Origin of the sequence: Avibacterium avium, assembly GCF_900454535.1 — a bacterium.
Classification (GTDB): domain Bacteria; phylum Pseudomonadota; class Gammaproteobacteria; order Enterobacterales; family Pasteurellaceae; genus Avibacterium; species Avibacterium avium.
Genome location: NZ_UGSP01000001.1, coordinates 434,701 through 457,078, shown reverse-complemented (window position 1 = coordinate 457,078; position 22,378 = coordinate 434,701). Strand labels below are relative to the sequence as shown.

Sequence of the window (22,378 nt, the reverse complement as noted above, 5' to 3'; positions counted from 1 at the left end):
AAATTCCTTTGTGCTGATAAGGTTAAAAATCCAGTTAAAAGTGCGGTGTAAATTTAATGAATTTTTTCGCTTTCCGTTGTGTATTATGCCAACAATCGCTCTCAATCCGAAATGCAGGCGTATGCTCAAAATGCAATCGCAACATTGAACGCTATGTTTATTGTGGTTGCTGCGGAATGCCTACGGCAAGCTATGTTCAACGCTGTGGATTTTGTCTTAATGCAATGCCATATTGGGATCAAATGGTACTGATCGGGCATTACACTTCGCCTTTGGCTGAAATGATCAAAAATTTCAAATTTCATCGTCAATTTTGGTTAGACAAAACCTTAGCACGCTTGCTGCTGTTGGCCGTTTATGAGGCAAGACGGCTACATTCCCTGCACTTTCCACAAGCGATTTTTCCTGTGCCGCTGCACCATTTTCGTCAGTGGCAACGGGGTTATAATCAAGCTGATTTAATCGCTAAACGCTTAGCCAAATGGCTGAATATTCCTTGCTATTCGCAATTTATTCAACGGGTAAAGCGCACACCGCCTCAGCTTGGTTTAAACGCTAAGGCACGCAGGCAAAATTTAAAACACGCCTTTAAGTTTGCTAATCAAGAGATAAATTATCGTTCCATTGCGTTGGTTGATGATGTGATCACTACAGGTTCAACCCTAAACGAAATTGCTAAACATTTCCGTCAGTTAGGGGTGGAAAATATTCAAGTTTGGGGGGTAGCGCGGGCTTTTCACACTTAGCAATCCCTTGATTATAGAAAATACCGAATAAAAGAAAAGGTGGAAAAAAAGTCTATCTAGCGGTATGATGCCTGACTATCTAGCTCAAGTATTACTGAGGAATAAATAATGCAACAAATTACGATTTCTGACGCGGCGCAAGCACATTTTCGCCGTTTATTAGATCAGCAAGAAGAAGGCACAAATATCCGCATTTTTGTGGTGAATCCCGGCACGCCAAGTGCGGAATGTGGGGTGTCTTACTGCCCACCAAACAGCGTGGAAGCCTCCGATACAGAAATGAAATATGATACGTTCTCCGCCTTTGTTGATGAAGTGAGCTTACCATTTTTGGAAGACGCGGAAATTGATTATGTTACGGAAGAATTAGGCTCGCAACTTACCCTTAAGGCGCCGAATGCGAAAATGCGTAAAGTGGCAGACGATGCCCCTTTAATTGAGCGCGTGGAATATGTCATTCAAACCCAAATTAATCCGCAACTAGCAGGCCACGGTGGGCATATCACCTTAATTGATCTGACTGAAGATGGTTATGCAATTTTACAATTTGGCGGTGGCTGTAACGGTTGTTCTATGGTTGATGTAACGCTAAAAGATGGCATTGAAAAACAACTGGTAAGCTTGTTCCCCGGTGAATTAAAAGGGGCGAAAGACGTAACCGAACATCAACGCGGTGAGCATTCTTATTATTAAGATTCACGAAAACCCTATTCAATCAAGGGCGTAAGTAATACGCCCTTGTTTTTTGATTTTATAGAAAATTGATCTTTGCCCTGATTGGTATCAAATCATAGCGCTATTTGTGGGAAATACCGCTCGGTCAGCGCCACAAAATCTTGTAGAGAAATCAACCGCACTTTACTTTCATTGTTTTCATAGGAATTAACAAAGTGCGGTGCAATTTCTTGCAGATTTCTAGCATAGATGTCGTTTTCTAGTGCATAACAAGGCACGGATAATTGTGCAAAAAGTTCTGGATATTTAAGGGGAAGAAGGACACCATCTTGCCACAGCACCACACAATCTTGTGAATGAAAATGAGCGAAATAGCGTTGCAAGGTTTGACTGTCATAATCAGCTTTGGCGAAGGTGTAAAGCATAATAATTTCCTGCAAAAAGAATGAAAAAGCACGCTAAAAAGTCAGTACTTTTTCTGCTTGTTGTAATTTTTCCATTAACGCCGCACGGGGCAATATTTCGCAATCCAATAGCCAATTTGCTTTTTCAAGGTGTAAGGCTTGTACGGATTGTTGGCACAGGTAACGCTGTTCGATGTCGTATAATTCCACTAATTTGAAAGGCTGGCTGACATTTTTCTGTAAGATTTTTTCGCTTTGTTGATTGGCAATGAGATTGAAAACCCCGTCATCAAGAAAAAAGACCGCAATTTCGCTTTCATCACAAAAGGCGGTGGCAGCAAGAAGCGCATCTAAGCCCTCACGGCTAGCGGCCGTGCCATAAGGCGGTTGGGTAAACACAAAAGCCAGTTTAATCATAGGGTTATCACTCGATCTGCTTGTAGCACGGCTTGGCTAAACTCGCCTAATCCTGCTAACACAAAGCCTTTTGCCAGATTATTTTGCTGTTTATCTTTGCTCGTTAAAGCGTCCACCACGCCACGGCGTTGCGAAGCCGCAATGCAAAGATGCAAAGGGATATGGTGCTGCTCACTCAAGGCTTGCCAATGTTGTTGTAAATTAAATTCATCATTGGCTGGATACACAAAACCGTTGCCGTTACTTACGCCATTTTGCATAAAAAAAACTTGGCTGATTTGATGCCCTTTTTCAAGCAAGGCGTGGGCGAGTTGATAGGCTAAAAATGCCCCTTGTGAGCCATAAACAGGCTGTTTTACTGCAATCACATAGCGCATTATTTCATCTCGTCTTGCTTGATTTGGCGAATATACAAATACACCGTATGGCGTGAAATATCCAGCCGCTCCGCCACTAGATTGATGGCATCTTTGATGTCAAAAATCCCTTTTTCATAGAGCGAAAGCACAATTTGGCGATTTTTATTATTGTTTGCCACCAAGCGATCAGCGGTGATTTCTTGCACGGTTTGTTCGATGGTTTGGCTAACCAGTTCTTCCACCGAGCTGGCGAAATTCACTTCAGAAGCAGACTGTTGCTCCGCAGGCGGCATAAGGGCTTGGATAAATTGGGTTACCGGCACATCTAAATTAATGTTAATGCACAGCAAACCAATAATGCGTTTTTCTTGATTGCGAATGGCGATGGTGACGGATTTCATCAACGCCGTGCCTTTTGCGCGGGTAAAATAAGGCTTGGAAACATTCTCCGTTTGCATTGTTTTGAGCGATTTCAAGGCAAAATCGGTGATTGGCGATCCCACTTTGCGGTGGGTGTTATGCCCGTTGGCAATGCAAATGGCAGAATGTTCAAAATCTTCAAGAGAATGTAGCACGATTTCGCAATGACTGCCGATTAAGGCACTCACGCCGTCCACCACCGCCACATAGGAATTTAAAATCGCACGATCTTCATCAGTAAAAGGGCGTCTATCCGTTAGCATTGGGTTTATCTCAAAATGATGGAAAAATCCACCGCACTTTTATTTCAATGAATACAAAGTGCGGTGTTTTTTTTCTTATTTTTTCTCAGGGGTAACGTCTAATACTTCCACATCAAAATAAAGGGTTGAGTTAGGTGGAATTGGGCCTGCGCCTTGTTTGCCATAGGCTAAATCTGCTGGAATAAGCAGGGCAATTTTGCCGCCTTTTTTGACTAACTGAAGCCCTTCTGTCCAGCCTTTAATCACTTGATTTAATTTGAATTCTGCTGGCTGACCACGTTCTACGGAGCTGTCAAACACGGTGCCATCGGCCAATTTCCCCGTGTAATGCACTTTGACCATATCATCAGGTTTGATCGCCGCACCTTCACCTGCTTTTTCAATGCGGTACATTAAGCCTGAAGCGGTTTTTTTCGCACCGTCTTTTTTCATAAAGTCTGCGGTGAATTTTTCATTTTCAGCTTGCACTTTTGCTTGACGCGCTTCATACACTTTGTCGCCAATCGCTTTTAATTTTTCTTGGATTTGTTGATCCGTTAAATCGCCTTTGCCCTCTAAGGCATCGTTCACGCCTTGTAATACGCGAGCTTTGTCGTAACTGATCACATCTTTTTGATCGTTGATTAAGGTTTCAAGGAATTGTTTTCCTGTGGCATAGCCCACCACATAAGAGGCTTCATCATTGAATTTTTTGTCCGCTGCTTGATCAGCAAAAACGGTGCTAGAAACCACCGCACTTAATGCGAGCGTGATCAGTGAATATTTTTGAATTTTTAACATTTTCTGTAATCCTTTATAATGATCGAATGATTTCGATAGGTTAAATTGTATTATGCAATTTAACAACCTTTATTTAAGGATTATTTATGCAAATTCAAGTTGAGCAAGCAAAACAAATTGCCGAATTAGAAACCAAAGTGGCATTTCAAGAACACGCCATTGAAGAATTAAACCAAGCCCTGATTGAGCAACAATTCATCATTGAAAAAATGCAGTTGCAGTTGCGTCATTTGGCTGCGAAGTTAAAAGATTTACAACCGTCTAATATCGCAAGCCAAGCAGAAGAAACGCCACCACCGCATTATTAAGGCAATAAAAAAGGCTAATCACAAGGATTAGCCAATATTTTTATAGGAAGTTCTAATTTATGCTATGGAGTTTGTTATTCTGCGAAGTATTTTTCTAAATCTTCGCTTCCACCGATGTACTCCCCACCGATGAATACTTGTGGCACGCTGGTTTTACCCGTGATCGCACGCACAGAGATGGTGCTTGCATCGCGGCCTAATACGATTTCTTCAAAGGTGTAACCTTTCACTTTTAATAAACCTTTTGCTTTTGCACAGAATGGGCAGCCTGGTTTAGTGAAGATAGACACTGAAGGTTTTGCTTGCCAATCAGGTTTTAAATATTTGATCATTGTATCTGCATCAGACACTTTGAACGGATCGCCCGGCTCGTTTGGCTCGATGAACATTTTTTCCACCACACCGTTGCGCACAAGCATTGAATAACGCCAAGAACGTTTACCAAAGCCAAGGTCATCTTTATCCACAAGCATACCCATACCTTCAGTAAATTCACCGTTACCATCTGGGATTACTGTGATGTTTTCTGCTTCTTGATCTGCTTTCCACGCGTTCATTACGAAAGTGTCGTTTACAGATAAACAGATAATATCGTCCACACCTAAGGCTTTGAATTCGCAAGCTAATTCGTTATAACGTGGTAAGTGTGTTGATGAACAAGTTGGGGTAAATGCACCCGGTAATGAAAATAACACGACCGTTTTGTTATCAAATAAATCTGAAGTGGTTACATCAACCCATTGATCGCCTTGACGAGTATGGAATGTTACTTGAGGAACTTTTTTTCCTTCCATTGTTGCTGTCATAATCTTTCTCCTATTGCGATTAAAATAATGATTTCTTATTGACGGGGTGAATTATAGTGAAAATCGTGATATAGTTACAAACGATTAATACCTATCCTTTTAATTGTTCCTTTCTATGATGGAGGAAGCTGAGAAAATATGAATATCCGTGATTTAGAATACTTAGTGGCGCTCGCCGAACACAAACATTTTCGCCGAGCCGCAGATGCCTGCCACGTTAGCCAACCAACCCTAAGCGGACAAATCCGCAAACTGGAAGACGAACTAGGCATCATTTTATTAGAACGCACTAGCCGTAAAGTGTTATTTACCCAATCGGGCTTGCTCCTTGTGGAACAAGCACGCACCGTGTTGCGCGAAGTTAAAGTGCTGAAAGAAATGGCAAGCAATCAAGGCAAAGAAATGACCGGGCCATTGCATATCGGAATGATCCCAACCCTTGGGCCTTATCTGCTGCCTTATATTATGCCTGCACTGAAACAAGCTTTTCCTGATTTAGAGCTATTTTTATATGAAGCGCAAACTCACCAGCTGCTAGAGCAACTGGAAAGTGGACGTTTAGATTGCGCTATTCTTGCCACCGTGCCAGAAACCGAAGCCTTTATTGAAGTGCCATTATTTAAAGAAAAAATGTTGCTTGCGATTTCCCAAGAGCATCCTTGGGCAAAAGAGAACAGTATTCCAATGGACAAACTCAAAGGCTGCGAAATGCTAATGCTTGATGATGGGCATTGCTTACGCGATCAAGCGCTGGGCTATTGCTTCACCGCAGGAGCAAAAGAAAATCCCCATTTCCAAGCCACCAGCCTTGAAACCTTACGCAATATGGTTTCCGCCAACGCAGGAATAACCTTAATGCCAGAGCTTGCGGTGCTAAATGAAGGCAATCGCACAGGGGTGAAATACCTCCCTTGTGTGCCAGAACCCTCACGCACCGTAGCATTAATTTACCGCCCTGGTTCTCCATTAAGAATGCGTTATGAACGGGTGGCAAACACCATTAGCAATATCATTACCCCGATCCTTCAACAAAAATAAGAGGGCAAAATGGCAGGCGTTCGTGCAATTCAAAAAGAAAAAACCAGACGCGCGTTGATCAGTGCAGCTTTTAATCAGCTCAGTGCAGAAAAAAGTTTTTCCAATCTGAGCTTGCGTGAAGTGGCAAGAGAAGCAGGCATCGCGCCTACCTCTTTTTATCGCCATTTTCGTGATATGGACGAACTCGGCCTAGAAATGGTGGACGAAGCAGGTCTAATGCTGCGCCAATTAATGCGCCAAGCACGAAAACGGTTGGAAAATGGCGGTAGCGTTATCGTGATTTCGGTGAATACGTTTTTTGAATTTATCACCCACAGCACCAACGTTTTCCGCCTATTATTGCGTGAAAGCTCAGGCACATCGCACGCGTTCCGTACCGCCGCCGCACGGGAAATTAAGCATTTCATTGACGAACTGGCAGAATATATTGCCGAACGCAATGGCTATTCCCGCCACATTGCTTATATTCAAGCAGAGGGCATTGTTACACTGGTGTTCACCGCTGGTGCAAATGCCTTGGATATGGCAAAAGAAGAACGGGAACAATTGAAAAATCGCGTTATCTTACAATTAAGAATGTTGGCAAAAGGGGCTGCCTATGCCGCCCAGAAAGAACAAAAAGAGCGGTGATTTTTTTCTATTTTTTCTACTTTTATTGACTTAAATCCGTTCAAAATCGAGCGGATTTTTTATTTTCTCCCTTTCATTGACACTTCATTTAAAACCTTGTTAAGTATAGGTTAAACATTTGTTAAATAAGCATATTTTCTCTTTGATCTAGATCAGTCTTTCGTTTCTTAATGCAAAATTGTTTCAGTTCCAGTTACTCCAAATAGGTATAATTTCTGTAGGAAAAAATTATCAATTTAAAACTTTAGGAGAAATCATTATGAGTAACGTGGTTGAAAACACAATTAGCCTAGCTCAAGCAGAAGTGAACGCCTTGGTGGAAAAAGGCTTGGTTGCCTTAGAAGAATTCCGCCAGCTCAACCAAGAACAGGTTGATTACATTGTGGCGAAAGCCTCGGTGGCGGCGCTCGATCAGCACGGTGTGCTTGCAATGCACGCTTATGAAGAAACTGGGCGCGGTGTGTTTGAAGATAAAGCAATGAAAAATTTATTTGCCTGCGAATATGTGGTGAATAATATGCGGAATCTCAAAACCGTTGGGGTGATTAGTGAAGATGATGTCACAGGCATTACCGAAATTGCCGACCCTGTTGGGATGATTTGCGGTATCACGCCGACCACTAACCCAACTTCCACCACCATCTTCAAAGCCCTTATCGCCCTCAAAACTCGTAACCCAATTATTTTTGCTTTCCACCCTTCTGCACAACAATCTTCCGCTCATGCTGCGCGTATTGTTTATGATGCTGCGGTGACAGCGGGGGCGCCAAAACATTGTATTCAATGGATTGAAACACCATCAATGGAAGGCACAGCAGCCTTAATGAAACACCCCGGTATCGCAACCATTTTAGCTACAGGCGGTAACGCAATGGTTGAAGCGGCTTATTCTTGCGGTAAACCTGCTTTAGGTGTAGGGGCAGGAAATGTGCCAGCTTATGTGGAAAAAAGCGCTGATCTTCAACAAGCAGTACACGATATTGTGATGTCCAAAGCCTTTGATAACGGAATGATCTGCGCATCTGAACAAGCAGCGATTGTTGACGCGGAAATCTATGACGATTTCATTAAAGAGATGAAATCTTACGGTGTTTACCTAGTCAATAAAAAAGAAAAAGCGATGTTGGAAGAATTTATGTTCGGAGCAAAAACGAACAGCGCAAACTGTGCAGGGGCAAAATTAAACGCCAACGTAGTGGGTAAACCCGCCCATTGGATCGCGCAACAAGCTGGTTTTGAAGTGCCAGAAAAAACCAATATTCTGTTAGCTGAATGTAAAGAAGTTGGGCCAAAAGAGCCACTCACTCGTGAAAAACTTTCCCCTGTGCTAGCCTTGCTTAAATCCCATTCCCGTGAAGAAGGGGTGAAACTTGCCGAACAAATGGTGGAATTTAACGGTTTAGGCCATTCTGCAGCCATTCACACCAAAGACGCAGCCCTTGCCAAAGAATTTGGTGAGCGAGTGAAAGCCATTCGTGTGATTTGGAATTCACCGTCCACTTTTGGTGGTATCGGGGACGTTTATAACTCCTTCTTGCCATCTTTAACCCTTGGTTGTGGCTCTTACGGTAAAAACTCCGTAGGCAACAACGTAAGTGCGGTGAATTTATTAAATATTAAACGAGTGGGCAGACGGAGAAATAATATGCAATGGTTTAAAGTGCCTTCAAAAATCTATTTTGAACGGGATTCAATCCAATATTTACAATCAATGAAAGGAATGGAACGCGTGGTGATCATCACCGACCGCACAATGGTAGATTTAGGGTTTGTAGAAAAAATTGCGAAACAAATCACCGCACGCGGCAATCACGTTACCTATCAATTATTCGCCGATGTTGAGCCAGATCCAAGCATTGAAACCGTACGCCGTGGGGTTGAGCTAATCCGTAGCTACAAACCAGACACCATTATTGCCCTAGGCGGTGGCTCATCAATGGACGCGGCGAAAGTAATGTGGTTATTCTATGAACAGCCTGAAGTGGATTTCCGCGATCTCGTACAGAAATTTATGGATATCCGTAAACGTGCGTTCAAATTCCCACAATTAGGACGCAAAGCCCGCTTTATTGGTATTCCAACCACCTCAGGTACAGGTTCTGAAGTAACGCCATTTGCGGTGATCACCGAGGGAGATAAAAAATATCCAATCGCCGATTACTCACTCACTCCAACCGTTGCCATTGTTGATCCTGCGCTGGTAATGACCGTGCCAGCTCACGTTGCCGCAGATACAGGCTTAGATGTCCTGACACACGCGACGGAAGCCTATGTTTCTGTACTCGCCAACGATTTTACTGACGGTTTAGCCTTGCAAGCGATTAAACTCGTGTTTGAAAATCTTGAGCGTTCAGTGAAAGAAAGAGATCCAGAAGCGCGCGAAAAAATGCACAACGCATCAACAATGGCGGGAATGGCCTTTGCCAATGCGTTCTTAGGAATGAACCACTCGCTCGCGCACAAAATTGGCGGACGTTTCCACACACCACACGGACGTACCAATGCGATTTTAATGCCGCACGTGATTCGTTATAACGGCACACGTCCACAAAAAGTGGCAACTTGGCCGAAATACAATCATTACAAAGCTGATGTGAAATACCAAGAAATCGCGCGTATGCTCAGCTTGCCTTGCGCAACCCCAGAAGAGGGCGTGAAATCTTTCGCCCAAGCTTGTTATGATTTAGCCGCTAGCGTAGGAATTCAAATGTCCTTCAAAGAACAAGGTATTGATGAGCAAACTTGGCTTGACGCACGCCGTGATATTGCCTTGCTTGCCTTTGAAGACCAATGCTCACCGGCGAACCCACGCTTGCCATTAGTGGAAGATATGGAGGTTATTTTAACCAATGCTTATTATGGTTATGATCCAAGCCAATATTAATTGGCTATAAGGCTGATTGACCCTAATCAGTAAAAAGAAATGAAAAAAACCACCGCTCTTTTAAAGTGCGGTGGTTTTTTATTCGCTTTTTTACGAGAAAAATTAGCTGTTGCAACTTTCACAAGCAGCAGTAAACATCCACACTAATTTTTCTTGCTCTTTGATGTAATCGCTCATTTGTGAAGCGGTGCCTTCATCATCTGCATCAGCGGCTAAGGCTAAGATTTCACGTTGTTGTTTTAACAAGGTTTTGAAACCGCTTAATGTGCCACTTAAACAGTCTTGTGCTGCACTCACGCCTGTGTGTTCTTTGATTAAAGATTTGGTTAAATACTCGCTGAACGCATTACTTGGGGTGTAGCCTAACGTCAAAATACGCTCTGCGATTTCGTCCACTTTCACCACTAAATCATCATAAATTTCTTCAAATTTTGCGTGTAATTCAAAGAAGTTTACCCCTTTAATGTTCCAGTGATAACCGCGCACGTTCATATAAAATACTTGATAAGTCGCAAGTAAGTTATTGAGTTCTTGTGCTAATTTTTCTGAAGTCGCTTTGTCTAAGCCGATATTTGTTGCCATAGTATGTTCTCCTCTCTTTTGTTGGAAATATAATAGGGATTAATCCCTTACAAATAAAATGGATATAAATGATAGATTTGATAGTCTAAAGCTATTTATTGTTAAAAGTTCGATAGCTTTAAGTTTTCAACCAGTTAGCAATTAACGCCTTACCCAGTTCTGAAATATAAGATTCTGGGTGAAATTGTACGCCAAAAATTGGCAAATGGCGATGCTGCATTGCCATAATCACATCATCTTCACAAGTGGCGGTAATCTCCAATTGGGGCGGAAAATGCTGCTGCGAGACAGCCCACGAATGGTAAAGCCCAATTTGAAATCGCGTAGGCAAGCCGAAAAATAAAGCAGAATTTGACCGCACTTTGATTTGTTTCGCTTGCCCGTGTCGTACTTGTGGCAAATTATACAAAGTTGCACCAAAAAACTGGCACAGGGTTTGATGCCCAAGGCAAACACCCAAAATTGATTTGCTATGCTGATAGCGCTCCAACATCGCAAACAGTTGTGGATAAGCACTCGGCACGTCAGGGCCGGGGGAAATCAAAATATGGCTGAAATTATCCACTTCATCAAGGTTTAGCTGTTTCACATTCACCACAGAAAACGGCACGTCAAATTGGCGAATTAAATCCACTAAATTATAAGTAAAAGAATCGTGATTATTGATAATTAATAAATTTGTGTTCATCTCAGGGATTCACTACAATGACCAAAATGTTTGTTATCTTACTTGATTCATCGCCCTTATGCCATTTAATCACTTTGTGCAGCAAGCCAACCGTTTAGGTGCGCAACGCACGCCCTTTTTCTTTTTGATTGATTTTGAACAGCAAAAGCCCATCATTTGCCCCCTTACACAATGTGCAGAGCAAGGCATTTGGTTTGAATTTACTAGCCAAAATAATCTTTCAACGGCACAAAAAGCCAGCCCAAAACAGCCCTTTAAGCTAGAAAAATTTCCCATTGATTTCGCCACTTATCAGCAAGGTTTTGAGATTGTGCAACAGGCGTTACAGCAAGGCAATTCCTATTTGCTTAATCTGACTTATGCCACGCCGATTGCAATAAATTACGATCTCAATACGCTTTTTTCTGCCACGCAAGCGAAATATAAACTCTTGTTTAAAAACGAGTTTATCTGCTTTTCCCCAGAGCCTTTCGTGAAAATCGCGCATAACCAAATTTTCACTTACCCAATGAAAGGCACGATTAACGCCAACTTGCCTGATGCAGAAAATCAATTACTCAATTGCGAAAAAGAGCAACGGGAACATTACACCATTGTGGATTTAATGCGTAATGATCTGGCTATCGTAGGGCAAAATGTGCAAGTGAAGCGTTTTCGTTATTTAGAAAAGATTTTCACCGAACGTGGCGCGATCTGGCAGACAAGTTCTGAAATTTGTGCCGATCTTAAGGAAAACTGGCAAGCCAACATCGGCACAATGCTCAGCCAGCTTTTACCCGCAGGCTCAATCAGCGGTGCGCCGAAAGAAAAAACCGTTGCCACCATTCAACAAGCGGAATTAGCACCAAGGGGCTATTACACTGGCGTGTTTGGTATCTTTAACGGCGAAAGCCTAGAAAGTGCGGTGGCCATTCGCTTTATTTCTCAGCAAAACGGAAGCTATGCTTTCCACAGTGGCGGCGGCATCACTATTCAAAGCCAAGCAGCGCAAGAATACCAAGAATTGTTAGAGAAAATTTATGTGCCACTTAAATTTCAACAAGGAACAAAATAATGAATTTTCCCCTGTTTGAAACCCTGTGCATTGAAAATGGGCAAGTGCAAAATCTTGCCCTGCACCAACAGCGTTATGAAACTAGTCTGCGTGAATTTTATGCAGGGCAACCTTATGAAATTTTTTCCCTAGCAAAAATTCTGCAAAAAAACACCGCACTTTGGGCGAACCTTCAAAGCTCGCTTATCCGCTGCCGTATCGACTACAACGCCACGCAATATCACCTGCAATGTTTTCCCTATCAACGCAAAACCTACCAACGCTTCCAGCCCGTGATTTGCGATGATATTGACTACCACCTGAAATACAGCAACCGCGCCATTTTCAACGAATTGCTAAAACAAAAAGGCGATTGCGATGAAATCATTATCGTGAAACAAGGCAAAATCACTGACTGCACCATCGGCAATCTCATACTGCGCCAAGGCTCACAATGGTTCACCCCTGACAGCCCCTTATTAATCGGCACCCAACGCACCGCATTGCTACAACAAAATAAAATCAAAGAGCGGTCAATTTTTCTCGCTGATTTAGCCGATTATGAGGAAATTAGACTGATTAATGCGTTAAATCCGTTGTGAATATTTCTACCAATCTGCTGTGTAGGCTTCAGCCTACAAAAGGGGGAAATTGTGGAATGAAGCATACTCTATTTGAATAACCACAAAGCACGGTGGAAAATTTCCGATTTTTTTACCGCACTTTGTGATTTTAGGGTATGCTAGGCACTTTCCTTATGGCTGAAATAGTTAAAAGATAGATAAAATGAGCAACGAAATTAAACTGAATTATCACAAAACCCATTTTCTGACGAGTGCGCCGAATATTCGCGTGTTGCCTGAAGATAGCGGTATGGAAATTGCCTTTGCAGGGCGTTCTAACGCAGGGAAATCCACCGCACTTAATGCATTGACCAACCAGAAAAACCTTGCCCGTACCTCCAAAACTCCAGGGCGGACGCAATTAATTAATGTGTTTGAAGTGGAACCGTTCTACAAATTGGTGGATTTACCGGGCTATGGCTATGCTGCCGTACCTGAGCAAATGAAAATCCAATGGCAGAAGGCTTTGGGTGAATATTTGCAAAAACGTGAATGTTTAGGCGGTGTGGTGATTTTAATGGACATTCGCCATCCTTTGAAAGATTTAGACCAACAGATGATTGAATGGGCGGTGTCTGCTGATTTGCCAGTGCTGTTATTGCTTACCAAAGCAGATAAACTAAGCCAAAGCGCGGTGAGTAAGCAAGTGAAAATGGTGCGCGAAGCCATTTTGCCATTCCAAGGCGATGTGCAAGTAGAAGCCTTTTCCGCCTTGAAAAAACAAGGCATTGATAAACTAGCAAGAAAATTGGATAGCTGGTTTAGCGCTGTGATTGTGGAAGATGAAGACGCGTAATCAATGAAAAAGTGCAGGGGAAATTCTGCACTTTTTAAAATCAGTAATAATTCTGTAAAAATACCCTACCTAAAAACTTTCTCACTACATCAATAGACTGCCCGATCAATTTTCTCGATCCCGATCGCAAAAAAGTGCGGTGGGAATTTTCTTTGTTTTTGGCTTTTTCTATATTAGTTCTTCAAATGAAATGAGATAAAGGATAATAAATGTCGTTAGCCATTGTTTATAGCCGTGCGTCAATGGGGGTGCAAGCGCCGCTGGTGACTATTGAAGTGCATTTAAGCAACGGGAAACCAGGTTTTACCCTTGTGGGCTTGCCAGAAAAAACGGTGAAAGAAGCACAAGATCGCGTGCGAAGTGCGTTATTGAATGCCAATTTTAAATACCCTGCCAAGCGGATTACGGTGAACCTTGCACCCGCGGATTTACCTAAAGACGGCGGGCGTTTTGATTTGCCTATTGCCATTGGGATTTTAGCCGCTTCTGAACAAGTTAATCCTGAACGTTTAAAGCAATTTGAGCTACTGGGTGAACTGGCTTTAACAGGGCAATTGCGTGGGGTTCACGGCATTATTCCAGCGATTTTAGCGGCTAAAAAAGTGCGCCGTTGCCCGATTATTGCCAGACAAAATGCCAATGAAGCGGCTTTAGTCGCCGATCAAAAAAGTTATTTTGCACAGAATTTATTAGAGGTGGTGCAATTTATTAATGAACAAGAAAAACTGCCCCTTGCCACGGATTTAACCACGCAAAGTGCGGTGGATTTTTCTTTTAAAAATCAAGCAGATTTAACGGATATTATTGGTCAGCAACACGCTAAACGAGCCTTAACCATCGCCGCCGCAGGGCAACATAATTTATTGCTTTTAGGGCCACCCGGTACGGGAAAAACAATGCTGGCGAGCCGTTTAACGGGGTTATTGCCAGAAATGACCGAGCAAGAAGCCATAGAAACCGCTTCCGTTACTAGCCTTGTACAAAATGAGCTAAATTTTCAAAACTGGAAACAACGCCCATTTCGTGCGCCCCACCACAGTGCGTCCTTGCCTGCTTTGGTGGGAGGGGGGACGATCCCAAGGCCGGGAGAAATTTCCCTGTCGCATAATGGCGTGTTGTTTTTAGATGAGCTGCCCGAGTTTGACCGCCGAGTGCTAGATGCCTTGCGTCAGCCGTTAGAAAGTGGCGAAATCATTATTTCACGCGCTAATGCAAAAATCTGTTTTCCTGCAAAATTTCAACTGATTGCAGCAATGAATCCTAGCCCTACTGGGCATTATACTGGTGTGCATAATCGTACTTCACCGCAGCAAGTGATGCGCTATTTGAATCGTCTTTCAGGGCCATTTTTAGATCGCTTTGATTTATCCATTGAAGTTCCCCTTCTACCTAAAGGTGCATTGCAATGCATTGAAAATAAAGGGGAAACCAGCGAGCAAGTGCGGGCGAAAATTATTAAAGTTCGTGAAATTCAATTTACCCGTGCTGGAAAAATCAACGCACATTTAAGTAGTAAAGAAATTGAGCGTGATTGTAGAATTAGCTCGCAAGACGGCATTTTCCTTGAAAATACGCTCACTCAATTAGGGCTCTCTGTGCGCGCTTATCACCGCATTTTAAAAGTGGCTCGCACCATTGCGGATCTGAATAATGAAAAGCAAATCCAACGCCCTCATTTAGCAGAGGCGCTTTCTTATCGGGCGATGGATCGGCTGTTGCAAAAACTTTCAAAAAATATGGGGTAACATCGCGGTAAAAGGCTACTCAAACCAAATCAGCGATGCCATTCGGCCTGTTTGCTTATCACGGCGGTAAGAGAAAAATGCTGTTTTTTCAAGATAAGTGCAATGCTCGCCACCACTAATTTGTGAAATGCCTAATTTGTTAAGGCGTAATCGGGCGATGTGATAAAGATCCGCAAGGTATTTGCCTTGCTCGATAGAATCTGGCACAAAGGCTTGTGCAGCATTGGGATCTTGTGCAATAAATTGTTGGCGAACCTCTTCCCCCACTTGGAATGATTTTTGCCCGATAGCAGGCCCGAGCCACGCGATAATCTCTTGTGGTTCGGCTTGGAATTGTTGTATCGTTTGTTCTAACACGCCATCACATAAGCCACGCCAACCTGCGTGTGCGGCGGCGACTTCCGTACCTTGTTGATTGGTAAACAAGACAGGCAGACAATCTGCGGTCATTACAAGGCAAACTTGGTTCGGTTGGTTAGTGTAAACCGCATCGGCATCTAAATTGTTGCCGTCATAAGGCAAGCGGATCACCCTTGTGCTGTGAGTTTGATTTAGGAAAAGCGGAAACTGCGGCAAATAAAATTGTTCCACCAACAAAGTGCGGTTGGTTTTTACTGAATTTTTGTCATCGCCAACGTGATCGCCCAGATTAAAGCTATCATAAGGCGCTTGGCTAACGCCACCTTGACGTAAGGTGGTGAAAGCGTGGATATTGGCAGGGGCTGTCCAGTTTGGTTTGAGTGCGTCCATTTTAGTAATCCAATTCATCTTTATGAGCAAGGTAATCGGCTTTTAAGGCATTCACTAAGCCAACGAAATCCTCTGGTAATGGCGCGTACCATTCCATTAATTCCCCTGTGATGGGGTGTTCCAAGCGTAACATTATGGCGTGCAACGCTTGGCGTTTGAAATCACGCAAGGTGGTGAGTAATTCTTCACTGGCGTTTTTCGGTGGGCGTGGGCGTCCGCCGTAAGTTTGATCGCCTAATAATGGGTGGGCGATATGCGCCATATGCACGCGAATTTGGTGAGTTCGCCCTGTTTCAAGGCGTAGGCGTAGGCGCGTGTAATTACGGAAACGTTCCATAATGCGATAATGCGTTACCGCGGGCTTGCCCATTGGGTGAACCGCCATATGAGTACGCTTGGTTGGGTGGCGCGCCATTGGTGCGTCCACGGTACCGCCTTGGGTCATAATGCCGTAAGCAATGGCTTCATATTCACGGGTGATTTTGCGTTTTTGCAGATCACGCACCAATTTAGTTTGTGCAGGAATGGTTTTTGCCACCACCATTAAGCCTGTGGTGTCTTTGTCTAAGCGGTGAACAATGCCCGCTCTTGGCACTTCTGCAATCGGCGGATAATGATAAAGCAAGGCATTGAGTACCGTGCCATTCGGGTTGCCTACCCCGGGGTGAACCACCATATCTTTTGGCTTATTGATGACTAAAATATCATCATCTTCATAGACAATATTAAGCGGAATATTTTCTGGCTCAAAACGGGTTTCATCTTCCACTTCAACATTGATGGTAATCTGTTCGCCGCCATAAACTTTACTGCGTGGCACATTCACCACTTCACCGTTTACTTTCACCAGATCGCTTTCGATCCAAGTTTTTAAACGTGAACGAGAATAGTCTGGGAACATTTCCGCTAAGCTTTGGTCTAAACGTTGTCCCATTTGGCTTGGCAGAACTTCTGCCGATAAAGTAAGATATGCCATAAATAAATCCGTGAATAATTTGCTTATTTAGCAATGTGCTATAAAATAGGGAGCATTGTAACTTATTTATCATTGCTCGTAAAAAAGGAATCATCAATGCGTAAATTAAAATCTCTCGTCCTGATTGCGCTTAGCGCTTTCGTTATTACCGCCTGTTCAAATACTTCGCGTGAAATTGAGCAAGCCTCACCACAGGAACTTTACACTAAAGGGCAAGCCTATTTACAAGATGGCGATTACTCTCAGGCAATTCGCTATTTAGATGCGTTAAAAACTCGTTACCCTGGTAGTAACTACGATGCGCAAAACCAACTCAATTTGATTTACGCTTACTATAAAGCAAAAGATTACACTAAAACTCTTGCCACGGCAGAACGTTTCTTGCAACAGTATCCAAACACATCACGCTTAGACTATGTGGTGTATATGGCAGGTTTAACCAACTTCTCAATGGGGGAGAACGCATTCCAAGATTTCTTTGGTATTGATCGCGCAACCCGTGAAGCCACTGCATTTAAACGTGCTTTTGCAAATTTCCAAACCGTTGTTCAGCATTTCCCAAATGGCCCTTATGCACAAGATGCGATTTTGCGTATGGCCTATATTAAATCGAGCTTAGCGCGCCACGAATTAGCCATTGCCAAATTCTATATGAAACGTAACGCTTACGTTGCAGTAGCAAACCGAGTGGTAGGAATGTTACAACAATATCCTGATACAAAGGCAACCCTTGAAGCATTACCATTAATGAAAGAAGCCTATGAGAAAATGAACTTGACCGACTTGGCAAATAAAACCCAAGTGTTGATTGATGCAAATAAAGACAAACAATTTGCAGATGTTGAGAAACCAGCAGATCCAGAAATCACACTACCAAGTGGACAATAATTCTCACCATTCTTGATACAACAACGGCAAGCAGTACGCTTGCCGTTTTTTATTTTCCTTTAAGATGTGCATTATATTAGTGCTAAAAGTGCGGTTAAATTTCCCCACAAATATGCACGGCGGTGTTACTTCCTTCTAATAGCTGAATAATGCTCTCTGACGGTGCGGTATCGGTAAATAAATGGCTCAGCTCAGTGAGTGATCCCAAACATACCATTGCGCGGCGGTTAAACTTGGAATGATCCGTTGCTAAAATAGTGCTACGCGAGCTTTCCATAATCGCACGTTTTACCTGCACTTCGTGATAATCATAATCCAGCAATGTACCATCGCTATCAATGGCGCTAATGCCGAGAATACCAAAATCTAAGCGGAATTGTTTGATAAATGCCACTGTGGCTTCACCGATAATACCGCCGTCTTGACGCAATGATCCGCCCGCCATTGTGATGTCAAAACTTTTATTTTGCATCAGAATGTAAGCGGCATTCAGGTTGTTGGTCACGATGCGTAAATTTTTGTGATTTAACAAGGCATTCGCCACCGCTTCTGGGGTCGTTCCGATGTCCATAAATAACGATGAACCATTGGGAATAATTTTCGCCACTTCTTCGGCAATGCGTCTTTTTTCTGTTGAAAAGAAGTGCTTACGTTCCACATAATCAGAATTTTCTGATGTGGAAGGGGAAGCCGCACCACCGTGATGACGGCTGATTAAATTATTTTCTGCCAGTTCATTCAAGTCACGGCGAATGGTCTGTGGACTGACCCCAAGCAGGCTCACTAAATCTTCCGTGCTTAAATAACCATTTTGTTTCACCAGCGAAATGATCTTTTTATGACGAAGGGATTGTTTCATTGCTTCTTCCTGATGTTGTGTTTATTTTTAAATTGTTTTTTGTGGTTTGGCAAACAAGATTTTTACCCCGGCTAATACAACGCCTGTTAATAAGCCCGTGATGTGCGCGGTGTTTCCCATAGAAACGCCAATCAAGGGGCTAACAAAACCAAAGGCGATACCAACAAGGAGCATTGTAAAAAAGCCTTGCGGTAAATGAAAGGGGTGCCGACGGCTAAATTTATCCAATACCAGAACATAGCCTAGCACCGCATATACCACACCAGATAAGCCAAAAAATGCGGGGCCTGATGCCATATTTTGCGCAAAACCACTGATAAAGGCAGAAAGTAGATACAACAACACTAGCGTTACTGTGCCAAATTTCTGTTCAATTTTCCCAGCAAAAATCCACCACCACACCAAATTGAAGGTAATATGCCAAGGGGAAAGGTGAACAAGGCTATGCGTGAAATAGCGCCAAAGCTCGGATTGTTCGGCATAGCCCTCTGGATAATGGGTGGCTAGCAAAATGTCTTGGTTAAAACCAAGTAGCTGAAAAAGATAAATAATCAGACAAAGTGCGGTTAAAAAAACAGTAAATTTTTGTTGTTTCCACTGGGAAAACCGAGGAAATTTCCACCGCACTTTATTTTCATCAGCTTGTTCAATTTTGCCCGTTTCCCAGCTGGCTTGTTGATAGCGCGAATGGGTAGGATCTTGCAAAAAGGCCTGTGCTTCTTGTTCTATTTTGGAGAATAGTGGATCATTTTCATCAGCAAACACGGCAAAAATCGCTGGTTGCCCCTGCTGTGAAATTTCTTGAACGGATAAATTACGTTGATACTTCGCCAAAATATAATCACGAAAATGAAAAGCAAAGTTACGAATTTCACTACCAAATAAATATTGCATTTGCTATATTTCAACTCTTTAATTTGATGATGTTATGGTGAAATAAATGAATAACCAAAAAATGCCCACTGGCTTTAGCCCTTTTACTTGGGCGCTCGCTATTTTTTGCCTGCCTATTTTGCTTTGGCCCTTGGCGCTACTTATCTCGCCAAATTTACTGAAAAACCCCAGTTTAACTGATTTGCAAACTACGTTGATGTCGATTTTTTTCTGGGTTTATCCTTTCATTTTAGGCATTAGTGCAAGAATACTTTACCTTATTCATCAGCGCAATGCCCAACAAGGCAAAGCCTTGCTTATCCTCAGTGCGGTGATTTTTTATGGCATTTTAGGCTATGTAGCAATGGTGGGATTTCGGGTTGCATAGGCGTTAATTGCTTACGCATTTTTTGCCATTGCTTCATTTCTGCTTCCGTTATAGAAGCAATTCTGTGTGTTCTAAAATTCACACGCATTTTCCACCGCACTTATTCTTAAATTAATAAGAAAGGCGAACCTTGTTCGCCTGTTAGTTATAAAATAATGTCTAGTTCGTTGTAAGCGCGTTGTGCTTTTTGCAAGGCTTTTTCCACACTTTCATCGCGAGCGAGCACTACCCCCATTCGGCGATGGTCTTGTACTTCCCCCTTACCAAATAAACGAATATCCGTATTGGGTTCAGCCAACACCTTTTCTAAACCTGCAAATTGCACTTGGTTGGAATGGCCTTCCACCACAATGGCTTTAGAGGCCGCTGGGCTAATGAGATTAATTTGCGGAATGGGCAAGCCCAAAATCGCACGGGCATGCAAGGCAAACTCAGACAGCTCTTGCGAGATAAGGGTAACCATTCCCGTATCGTGCGGACGTGGTGAAACTTCATTGAAAATCACATCGTCCCCCGCCACAAACATTTCCACGCCAAAAATCCCACGTCCGCCAAGTGCGGTGGTAATTTTCTCCGCAATTTGCTGCGCTTTGGCTAATGCCGCTGCTGACATTGCTTGTGGCTGCCAAGATTCACGATAATCTCCGTTTTCTTGACGATGACCAATTGGCGCAAGGAACGAAGTACCACCAAGATGGCGAACAGTAAGCAAGGTGATTTCATAATCAAATTTGACAAAACCTTCCACAATCACACGCCCAGCTCCTGCGCGTCCACCTTGTTGAGCATAATCCCAAGCAGCTTGTAGCTGATCAAACGATTTCACGATACTTTGCCCGTGTCCTGAAGAAGACATAATCGGCTTCACCACACAAGGAACGCCAATTTTTTCCACCGCACTTTGAAAATCTGCAAAATTATCCACAAATTGATAAGGCGAAGTGGGCAGCCCTAACTCTTCCGCCGCCAAACGGCGAATGCCTTCGCGGTTCATTGTTAAGCGTGTAGCTTTCGCCGTAGGCACAACATTAAAGCCAGCTTGCTCTAATTCCACCAAAGTTTCTGTCGCAATCGCCTCCACTTCTGGCACGATATAATCAGGCTGTTCTTTTTCAACCAAGGCTTTCAACGCCTCGCCATCAAGCATTGAAATGGTATAAGCACGATGCGCCACTTGCTGCGCAGGCGCATTTTCATAACGATCCACCGCAATCACTTCCACACCTAAGCGTTGCAATTCAATTACCACTTCTTTACCCAGCTCACCAGAACCTAACATCATCACTTTAGTGGCTTTTGGTGTCAGTGCAGTACCTAATGTTGTCATTGTGTTTTCCTTATTTTTAAATATTATCCGTCAGATAAATTATTTAATGTCGATGAAACTGAATTCTTTTTTCCTTAGCTTAAATATAAAAAAATCTGTATTCAGATTTGAATACAGATTTTTTAGTTAAGAAAAAATTAATTTACTTTTTCCACTTGACCAAATTCTAATTCCACAGGGGTGGCTCGGCCGAAGATGGAAACGGAAACTTTAAGACGACCTTTGTCATAATCAATTTCTTCCACCATTCCATTAAAGTCTGCAAATGGACCATCTTTAACGCGAACTTCTTCACCTGGTTGGAATACGGTTCTTGGTTTCGGCTTATCAGAATTTTGCTCAAGGCGATTTAAGATAATGTCTGCTTCGCGGTTGCTAATTGGTGCTGGCTTATCTGGTGTGCCACCGATAAAGCCCATTACGCGCGGCACACTGCGCACCAACTGCCAAGTGTAATCATTCATTTCCATTTGTACTAAAACATAGCCTGGGAAATATTTACGTTCACTTTTACGGCGCTTACCGCCTACATTTTCAACCACCTCTTCGGTCGGCACAAGCACTTCACCAAATTGATCTTCCATTTGGTGTAGCTTAATGTATTCTCTTAATGTGGCTGCTACTCGCCCTTCAAACCCAGAGAAGGCTTGCAAAACATACCAACGTTTTTTTACTGTATTTTCTGTCATGTTAGAATCTCAAATCGGTTAAAAAGGTGATTACTGTAACAATAATTGAGTCAATTCCCCATAAAATGAGAGAAACAAATACGGTTACGCCCATTACGATCAACGTGGTTTGCATTGTTTCAGCACGAGTTGGCCAAACAATTTTTCTCAATTCAGTACGAGATGCGCTAAGGAAAGCTCTTGCTTTTGTACCTTGGTTAGTAATAGCCAATACACCTGCTGCCGCAAGTAATAAGATCACTACCGCAACAACTCGAATCGGGGTAGAAAATTGATCTGCAAAATAAATATTTCCCACTGCTGCTACGGCAATAATCACAATACCGAGTAGCCATAAAAAGGTATTTAATCCTTTCGATTTTTCACGATTTTCCGCTTGTTCAGCGTGTTTCTTTTTATCAATATTTGACGCCATAATTGTATCCATTATT

The 22,378-nt window shown here is 42.8% G+C and carries 27 protein-coding genes; 12 read left to right on the top strand and 15 right to left on the bottom strand.

All coding sequences use genetic code 11. The features are described 5' to 3' along the window. Positions 1 to 56: 56 nt before the first annotated feature. Together DYC50_RS02245 and nfuA are read left to right on the top strand one after the other, a co-directional pair. A complete protein-coding gene (locus DYC50_RS02245) occupies positions 57 to 746 on the top strand; it encodes an amidophosphoribosyltransferase (protein WP_115248831.1) in 690 nt (229 codons plus the stop codon). A gap of 108 nt (positions 747 to 854) precedes the next feature. After that, positions 855 to 1,439, top strand: a complete 585-nt coding sequence (gene nfuA / locus DYC50_RS02240; protein WP_115248830.1) for a Fe-S biogenesis protein NfuA — start codon at positions 855 to 857, stop codon at positions 1,437 to 1,439. A gap of 95 nt (positions 1,440 to 1,534) precedes the next feature. On the opposite strand, the gene DYC50_RS02235 is transcribed toward nfuA, so the two are convergent. The 5 genes from DYC50_RS02235 to DYC50_RS02215 all read right to left on the bottom strand — a co-directional run bounded on the left by DYC50_RS02235 (position 1,535) and on the right by DYC50_RS02215 (position 4,064). Next, positions 1,535 to 1,846, bottom strand: a complete 312-nt coding sequence (locus tag DYC50_RS02235; protein WP_115248829.1) for a DsrH/TusB family sulfur relay protein — start codon at positions 1,844 to 1,846, stop codon at positions 1,535 to 1,537. Positions 1,847 to 1,879: 33 nt separating this feature from the next. Beyond that, positions 1,880 to 2,242, bottom strand: a complete 363-nt coding sequence (tusC, locus tag DYC50_RS02230; protein WP_115248828.1) for a sulfurtransferase complex subunit TusC — start codon at positions 2,240 to 2,242, stop codon at positions 1,880 to 1,882. After that, positions 2,239 to 2,619 (bottom strand): sulfurtransferase complex subunit TusD, encoded by a 381-nt coding sequence (gene tusD, locus DYC50_RS02225; protein ID WP_115248827.1) that lies wholly within the window; start codon positions 2,617 to 2,619, stop codon positions 2,239 to 2,241. Before tusD ends, tusC begins: the two co-directional genes overlap by 4 nt. Continuing rightward, positions 2,619 to 3,284 carry a helix-turn-helix transcriptional regulator gene (locus tag DYC50_RS02220; protein ID WP_115248826.1) on the bottom strand — a complete coding sequence of 222 codons (666 nt, stop codon included), beginning with the start codon at positions 3,282 to 3,284 and terminating at the stop codon, positions 2,619 to 2,621. The genes tusD and DYC50_RS02220 overlap by 1 nt, the downstream gene beginning before the upstream one ends. A 75-nt stretch (positions 3,285 to 3,359) precedes the next feature. Next, entirely contained in the window at positions 3,360 to 4,064 is a 705-nt protein-coding gene (locus DYC50_RS02215) for an FKBP-type peptidyl-prolyl cis-trans isomerase (RefSeq protein WP_115248825.1), read from the bottom strand. A gap of 86 nt (positions 4,065 to 4,150) precedes the next feature. Between DYC50_RS02215 and DYC50_RS02210 the strand changes: the two genes are divergently transcribed. After that, on the top strand, positions 4,151 to 4,372 hold the full coding sequence (locus DYC50_RS02210) for a SlyX family protein (RefSeq protein ID WP_115248824.1): 222 nt from the start codon (positions 4,151 to 4,153) through the stop codon (positions 4,370 to 4,372). A gap of 74 nt (positions 4,373 to 4,446) precedes the next feature. Here DYC50_RS02210 and DYC50_RS02205 read toward each other — a convergent pair whose 3' ends face one another. Beyond that, complete coding sequence (locus tag DYC50_RS02205; RefSeq protein ID WP_115248823.1) at positions 4,447 to 5,178, bottom strand: glutathione peroxidase; 732 nt, start codon at positions 5,176 to 5,178, stop codon at positions 4,447 to 4,449. A 138-nt stretch (positions 5,179 to 5,316) separates the two neighbouring features. Between DYC50_RS02205 and oxyR the strand changes: the two genes are divergently transcribed. The 3 genes from oxyR (at position 5,317) to adhE (ending at position 9,730) form a co-directional block, all read left to right on the top strand. Beyond that, positions 5,317 to 6,216: a DNA-binding transcriptional regulator OxyR gene (gene oxyR / locus DYC50_RS02200; RefSeq protein ID WP_115248822.1), complete on the top strand. Its 900-nt coding sequence runs from the start codon at positions 5,317 to 5,319 to the stop codon at positions 6,214 to 6,216. Positions 6,217 to 6,225: 9 nt separating this feature from the next. Next, positions 6,226 to 6,846, top strand: a complete 621-nt coding sequence (gene fabR / locus DYC50_RS02195; RefSeq protein ID WP_115248821.1) for an HTH-type transcriptional repressor FabR — start codon at positions 6,226 to 6,228, stop codon at positions 6,844 to 6,846. Positions 6,847 to 7,105: 259 nt separating this feature from the next. Beyond that, positions 7,106 to 9,730: a bifunctional acetaldehyde-CoA/alcohol dehydrogenase gene (gene adhE, locus DYC50_RS02190; protein ID WP_115248820.1), complete on the top strand. Its 2,625-nt coding sequence runs from the start codon at positions 7,106 to 7,108 to the stop codon at positions 9,728 to 9,730. A gap of 102 nt (positions 9,731 to 9,832) precedes the next feature. Here the strand turns inward: adhE and DYC50_RS02185 are convergent, their stop codons facing one another. Beyond that, a complete protein-coding gene (locus DYC50_RS02185) occupies positions 9,833 to 10,312 on the bottom strand; it encodes a Dps family protein (RefSeq protein ID WP_103853920.1) in 480 nt (159 codons plus the stop codon). A gap of 118 nt (positions 10,313 to 10,430) precedes the next feature. Next, entirely contained in the window at positions 10,431 to 11,000 is a 570-nt protein-coding gene (locus DYC50_RS02180) for an anthranilate synthase component II (protein ID WP_115248819.1), read from the bottom strand. A 58-nt stretch (positions 11,001 to 11,058) separates the two neighbouring features. Between DYC50_RS02180 and DYC50_RS02175 the strand changes: the two genes are divergently transcribed. From DYC50_RS02175 to DYC50_RS02160, 4 genes are all read left to right on the top strand, one after another. Further along, the gene (locus DYC50_RS02175) at positions 11,059 to 12,054 is read left to right on the top strand and encodes an aminodeoxychorismate synthase component I (RefSeq protein WP_115248818.1); all 996 of its coding nucleotides are present in this window, start codon (positions 11,059 to 11,061) and stop codon (positions 12,052 to 12,054) included. Continuing rightward, entirely contained in the window at positions 12,054 to 12,635 is a 582-nt protein-coding gene (locus DYC50_RS02170) for an aminotransferase class IV family protein (RefSeq protein WP_115248817.1), read from the top strand. The genes DYC50_RS02175 and DYC50_RS02170 overlap by 1 nt, the downstream gene beginning before the upstream one ends. Before the next feature lie 184 nt (positions 12,636 to 12,819). Further along, the gene (gene yihA / locus DYC50_RS02165; RefSeq protein ID WP_115248816.1) at positions 12,820 to 13,452 is read left to right on the top strand and encodes a ribosome biogenesis GTP-binding protein YihA/YsxC; all 633 of its coding nucleotides are present in this window, start codon (positions 12,820 to 12,822) and stop codon (positions 13,450 to 13,452) included. 209 nt (positions 13,453 to 13,661) lie between these two features. After that, positions 13,662 to 15,197 carry a YifB family Mg chelatase-like AAA ATPase gene (locus DYC50_RS02160; protein ID WP_115248815.1) on the top strand — a complete coding sequence of 512 codons (1,536 nt, stop codon included), beginning with the start codon at positions 13,662 to 13,664 and terminating at the stop codon, positions 15,195 to 15,197. Between the two features lie 15 nt (positions 15,198 to 15,212). Here the strand turns inward: DYC50_RS02160 and pgeF are convergent, their stop codons facing one another. Further along, the gene (pgeF, locus tag DYC50_RS02155) at positions 15,213 to 15,947 is read right to left on the bottom strand and encodes a peptidoglycan editing factor PgeF (RefSeq protein ID WP_115248814.1); all 735 of its coding nucleotides are present in this window, start codon (positions 15,945 to 15,947) and stop codon (positions 15,213 to 15,215) included. A 1-nt stretch (position 15,948) separates the two neighbouring features. Further along, complete coding sequence (gene rluD, locus DYC50_RS02150) at positions 15,949 to 16,923, bottom strand: 23S rRNA pseudouridine(1911/1915/1917) synthase RluD (protein ID WP_115248813.1); 975 nt, start codon at positions 16,921 to 16,923, stop codon at positions 15,949 to 15,951. Between the two features lie 96 nt (positions 16,924 to 17,019). Between rluD and DYC50_RS02145 the strand changes: the two genes are divergently transcribed. After that, the gene (locus DYC50_RS02145) at positions 17,020 to 17,811 is read left to right on the top strand and encodes an outer membrane protein assembly factor BamD (RefSeq protein WP_115248812.1); all 792 of its coding nucleotides are present in this window, start codon (positions 17,020 to 17,022) and stop codon (positions 17,809 to 17,811) included. 94 nt (positions 17,812 to 17,905) lie between these two features. Here the strand turns inward: DYC50_RS02145 and DYC50_RS02140 are convergent, their stop codons facing one another. Together DYC50_RS02140 and DYC50_RS02135 are read right to left on the bottom strand one after the other, a co-directional pair. Next, positions 17,906 to 18,670, bottom strand: a complete 765-nt coding sequence (locus DYC50_RS02140) for a DeoR/GlpR family transcriptional regulator (RefSeq protein WP_115248811.1) — start codon at positions 18,668 to 18,670, stop codon at positions 17,906 to 17,908. 27 nt (positions 18,671 to 18,697) lie between these two features. Beyond that, positions 18,698 to 19,564: a rhomboid family intramembrane serine protease gene (locus tag DYC50_RS02135; RefSeq protein WP_115248810.1), complete on the bottom strand. Its 867-nt coding sequence runs from the start codon at positions 19,562 to 19,564 to the stop codon at positions 18,698 to 18,700. A 46-nt stretch (positions 19,565 to 19,610) separates the two neighbouring features. On the opposite strand from DYC50_RS02135, the gene DYC50_RS02130 reads away from it, so the two are divergent. After that, the gene (locus DYC50_RS02130) at positions 19,611 to 19,931 is read left to right on the top strand and encodes a DUF5389 domain-containing protein (RefSeq protein ID WP_115248809.1); all 321 of its coding nucleotides are present in this window, start codon (positions 19,611 to 19,613) and stop codon (positions 19,929 to 19,931) included. A 145-nt stretch (positions 19,932 to 20,076) separates the two neighbouring features. On the opposite strand, the gene purT is transcribed toward DYC50_RS02130, so the two are convergent. From purT to secE, 3 genes are all read right to left on the bottom strand, one after another. Beyond that, positions 20,077 to 21,258, bottom strand: coding sequence for a formate-dependent phosphoribosylglycinamide formyltransferase (gene purT, locus DYC50_RS02125; protein ID WP_115248808.1), 1,182 nt, complete (start codon positions 21,256 to 21,258; stop codon positions 20,077 to 20,079). Positions 21,259 to 21,395: 137 nt separating this feature from the next. After that, positions 21,396 to 21,947, bottom strand: a complete 552-nt coding sequence (gene nusG, locus DYC50_RS02120) for a transcription termination/antitermination protein NusG (protein ID WP_115248807.1) — start codon at positions 21,945 to 21,947, stop codon at positions 21,396 to 21,398. 1 nt (position 21,948) lies between these two features. Beyond that, positions 21,949 to 22,362 carry a preprotein translocase subunit SecE gene (secE, locus tag DYC50_RS02115; RefSeq protein WP_115248806.1) on the bottom strand — a complete coding sequence of 138 codons (414 nt, stop codon included), beginning with the start codon at positions 22,360 to 22,362 and terminating at the stop codon, positions 21,949 to 21,951. Between the last annotated feature and the right edge of the window lie 16 nt (positions 22,363 to 22,378).

Bases quoted from the DNA above. Each gene is read 5' to 3' on its own strand.
- DYC50_RS02245 (WP_115248831.1), top strand. From the start codon at position 57: ATGAATTTTTTCGCTTTCCGTTGTGTATTATGCCAACAATCGCTCTCA.
- nfuA (WP_115248830.1), top strand. From the start codon at position 855: ATGCAACAAATTACGATTTCTGACGCGGCGCAAGCACATTTTCGCCGT.
- DYC50_RS02235 (WP_115248829.1), bottom strand. From the start codon at position 1,846: ATGCTTTACACCTTCGCCAAAGCTGATTATGACAGTCAAACCTTGCAA.
- tusC (WP_115248828.1), bottom strand. From the start codon at position 2,242: ATGATTAAACTGGCTTTTGTGTTTACCCAACCGCCTTATGGCACGGCC.
- tusD (WP_115248827.1), bottom strand. From the start codon at position 2,619: ATGCGCTATGTGATTGCAGTAAAACAGCCTGTTTATGGCTCACAAGGG.
- DYC50_RS02220 (WP_115248826.1), bottom strand. From the start codon at position 3,284: ATGCTAACGGATAGACGCCCTTTTACTGATGAAGATCGTGCGATTTTA.
- DYC50_RS02215 (WP_115248825.1), bottom strand. From the start codon at position 4,064: ATGTTAAAAATTCAAAAATATTCACTGATCACGCTCGCATTAAGTGCG.
- DYC50_RS02210 (WP_115248824.1), top strand. From the start codon at position 4,151: ATGCAAATTCAAGTTGAGCAAGCAAAACAAATTGCCGAATTAGAAACC.
- DYC50_RS02205 (WP_115248823.1), bottom strand. From the start codon at position 5,178: ATGACAGCAACAATGGAAGGAAAAAAAGTTCCTCAAGTAACATTCCAT.
- oxyR (WP_115248822.1), top strand. From the start codon at position 5,317: ATGAATATCCGTGATTTAGAATACTTAGTGGCGCTCGCCGAACACAAA.
- fabR (WP_115248821.1), top strand. From the start codon at position 6,226: ATGGCAGGCGTTCGTGCAATTCAAAAAGAAAAAACCAGACGCGCGTTG.
- adhE (WP_115248820.1), top strand. From the start codon at position 7,106: ATGAGTAACGTGGTTGAAAACACAATTAGCCTAGCTCAAGCAGAAGTG.
- DYC50_RS02185 (WP_103853920.1), bottom strand. From the start codon at position 10,312: ATGGCAACAAATATCGGCTTAGACAAAGCGACTTCAGAAAAATTAGCA.
- DYC50_RS02180 (WP_115248819.1), bottom strand. From the start codon at position 11,000: ATGAACACAAATTTATTAATTATCAATAATCACGATTCTTTTACTTAT.
- DYC50_RS02175 (WP_115248818.1), top strand. From the start codon at position 11,059: ATGCCATTTAATCACTTTGTGCAGCAAGCCAACCGTTTAGGTGCGCAA.
- DYC50_RS02170 (WP_115248817.1), top strand. From the start codon at position 12,054: ATGAATTTTCCCCTGTTTGAAACCCTGTGCATTGAAAATGGGCAAGTG.
- yihA (WP_115248816.1), top strand. From the start codon at position 12,820: ATGAGCAACGAAATTAAACTGAATTATCACAAAACCCATTTTCTGACG.
- DYC50_RS02160 (WP_115248815.1), top strand. From the start codon at position 13,662: ATGTCGTTAGCCATTGTTTATAGCCGTGCGTCAATGGGGGTGCAAGCG.
- pgeF (WP_115248814.1), bottom strand. From the start codon at position 15,947: ATGGACGCACTCAAACCAAACTGGACAGCCCCTGCCAATATCCACGCT.
- rluD (WP_115248813.1), bottom strand. From the start codon at position 16,923: ATGGCATATCTTACTTTATCGGCAGAAGTTCTGCCAAGCCAAATGGGA.
- DYC50_RS02145 (WP_115248812.1), top strand. From the start codon at position 17,020: ATGCGTAAATTAAAATCTCTCGTCCTGATTGCGCTTAGCGCTTTCGTT.
- DYC50_RS02140 (WP_115248811.1), bottom strand. From the start codon at position 18,670: ATGAAACAATCCCTTCGTCATAAAAAGATCATTTCGCTGGTGAAACAA.
- DYC50_RS02135 (WP_115248810.1), bottom strand. From the start codon at position 19,564: ATGCAATATTTATTTGGTAGTGAAATTCGTAACTTTGCTTTTCATTTT.
- DYC50_RS02130 (WP_115248809.1), top strand. From the start codon at position 19,611: ATGAATAACCAAAAAATGCCCACTGGCTTTAGCCCTTTTACTTGGGCG.
- purT (WP_115248808.1), bottom strand. From the start codon at position 21,258: ATGACAACATTAGGTACTGCACTGACACCAAAAGCCACTAAAGTGATG.
- nusG (WP_115248807.1), bottom strand. From the start codon at position 21,947: ATGACAGAAAATACAGTAAAAAAACGTTGGTATGTTTTGCAAGCCTTC.
- secE (WP_115248806.1), bottom strand. From the start codon at position 22,362: ATGGCGTCAAATATTGATAAAAAGAAACACGCTGAACAAGCGGAAAAT.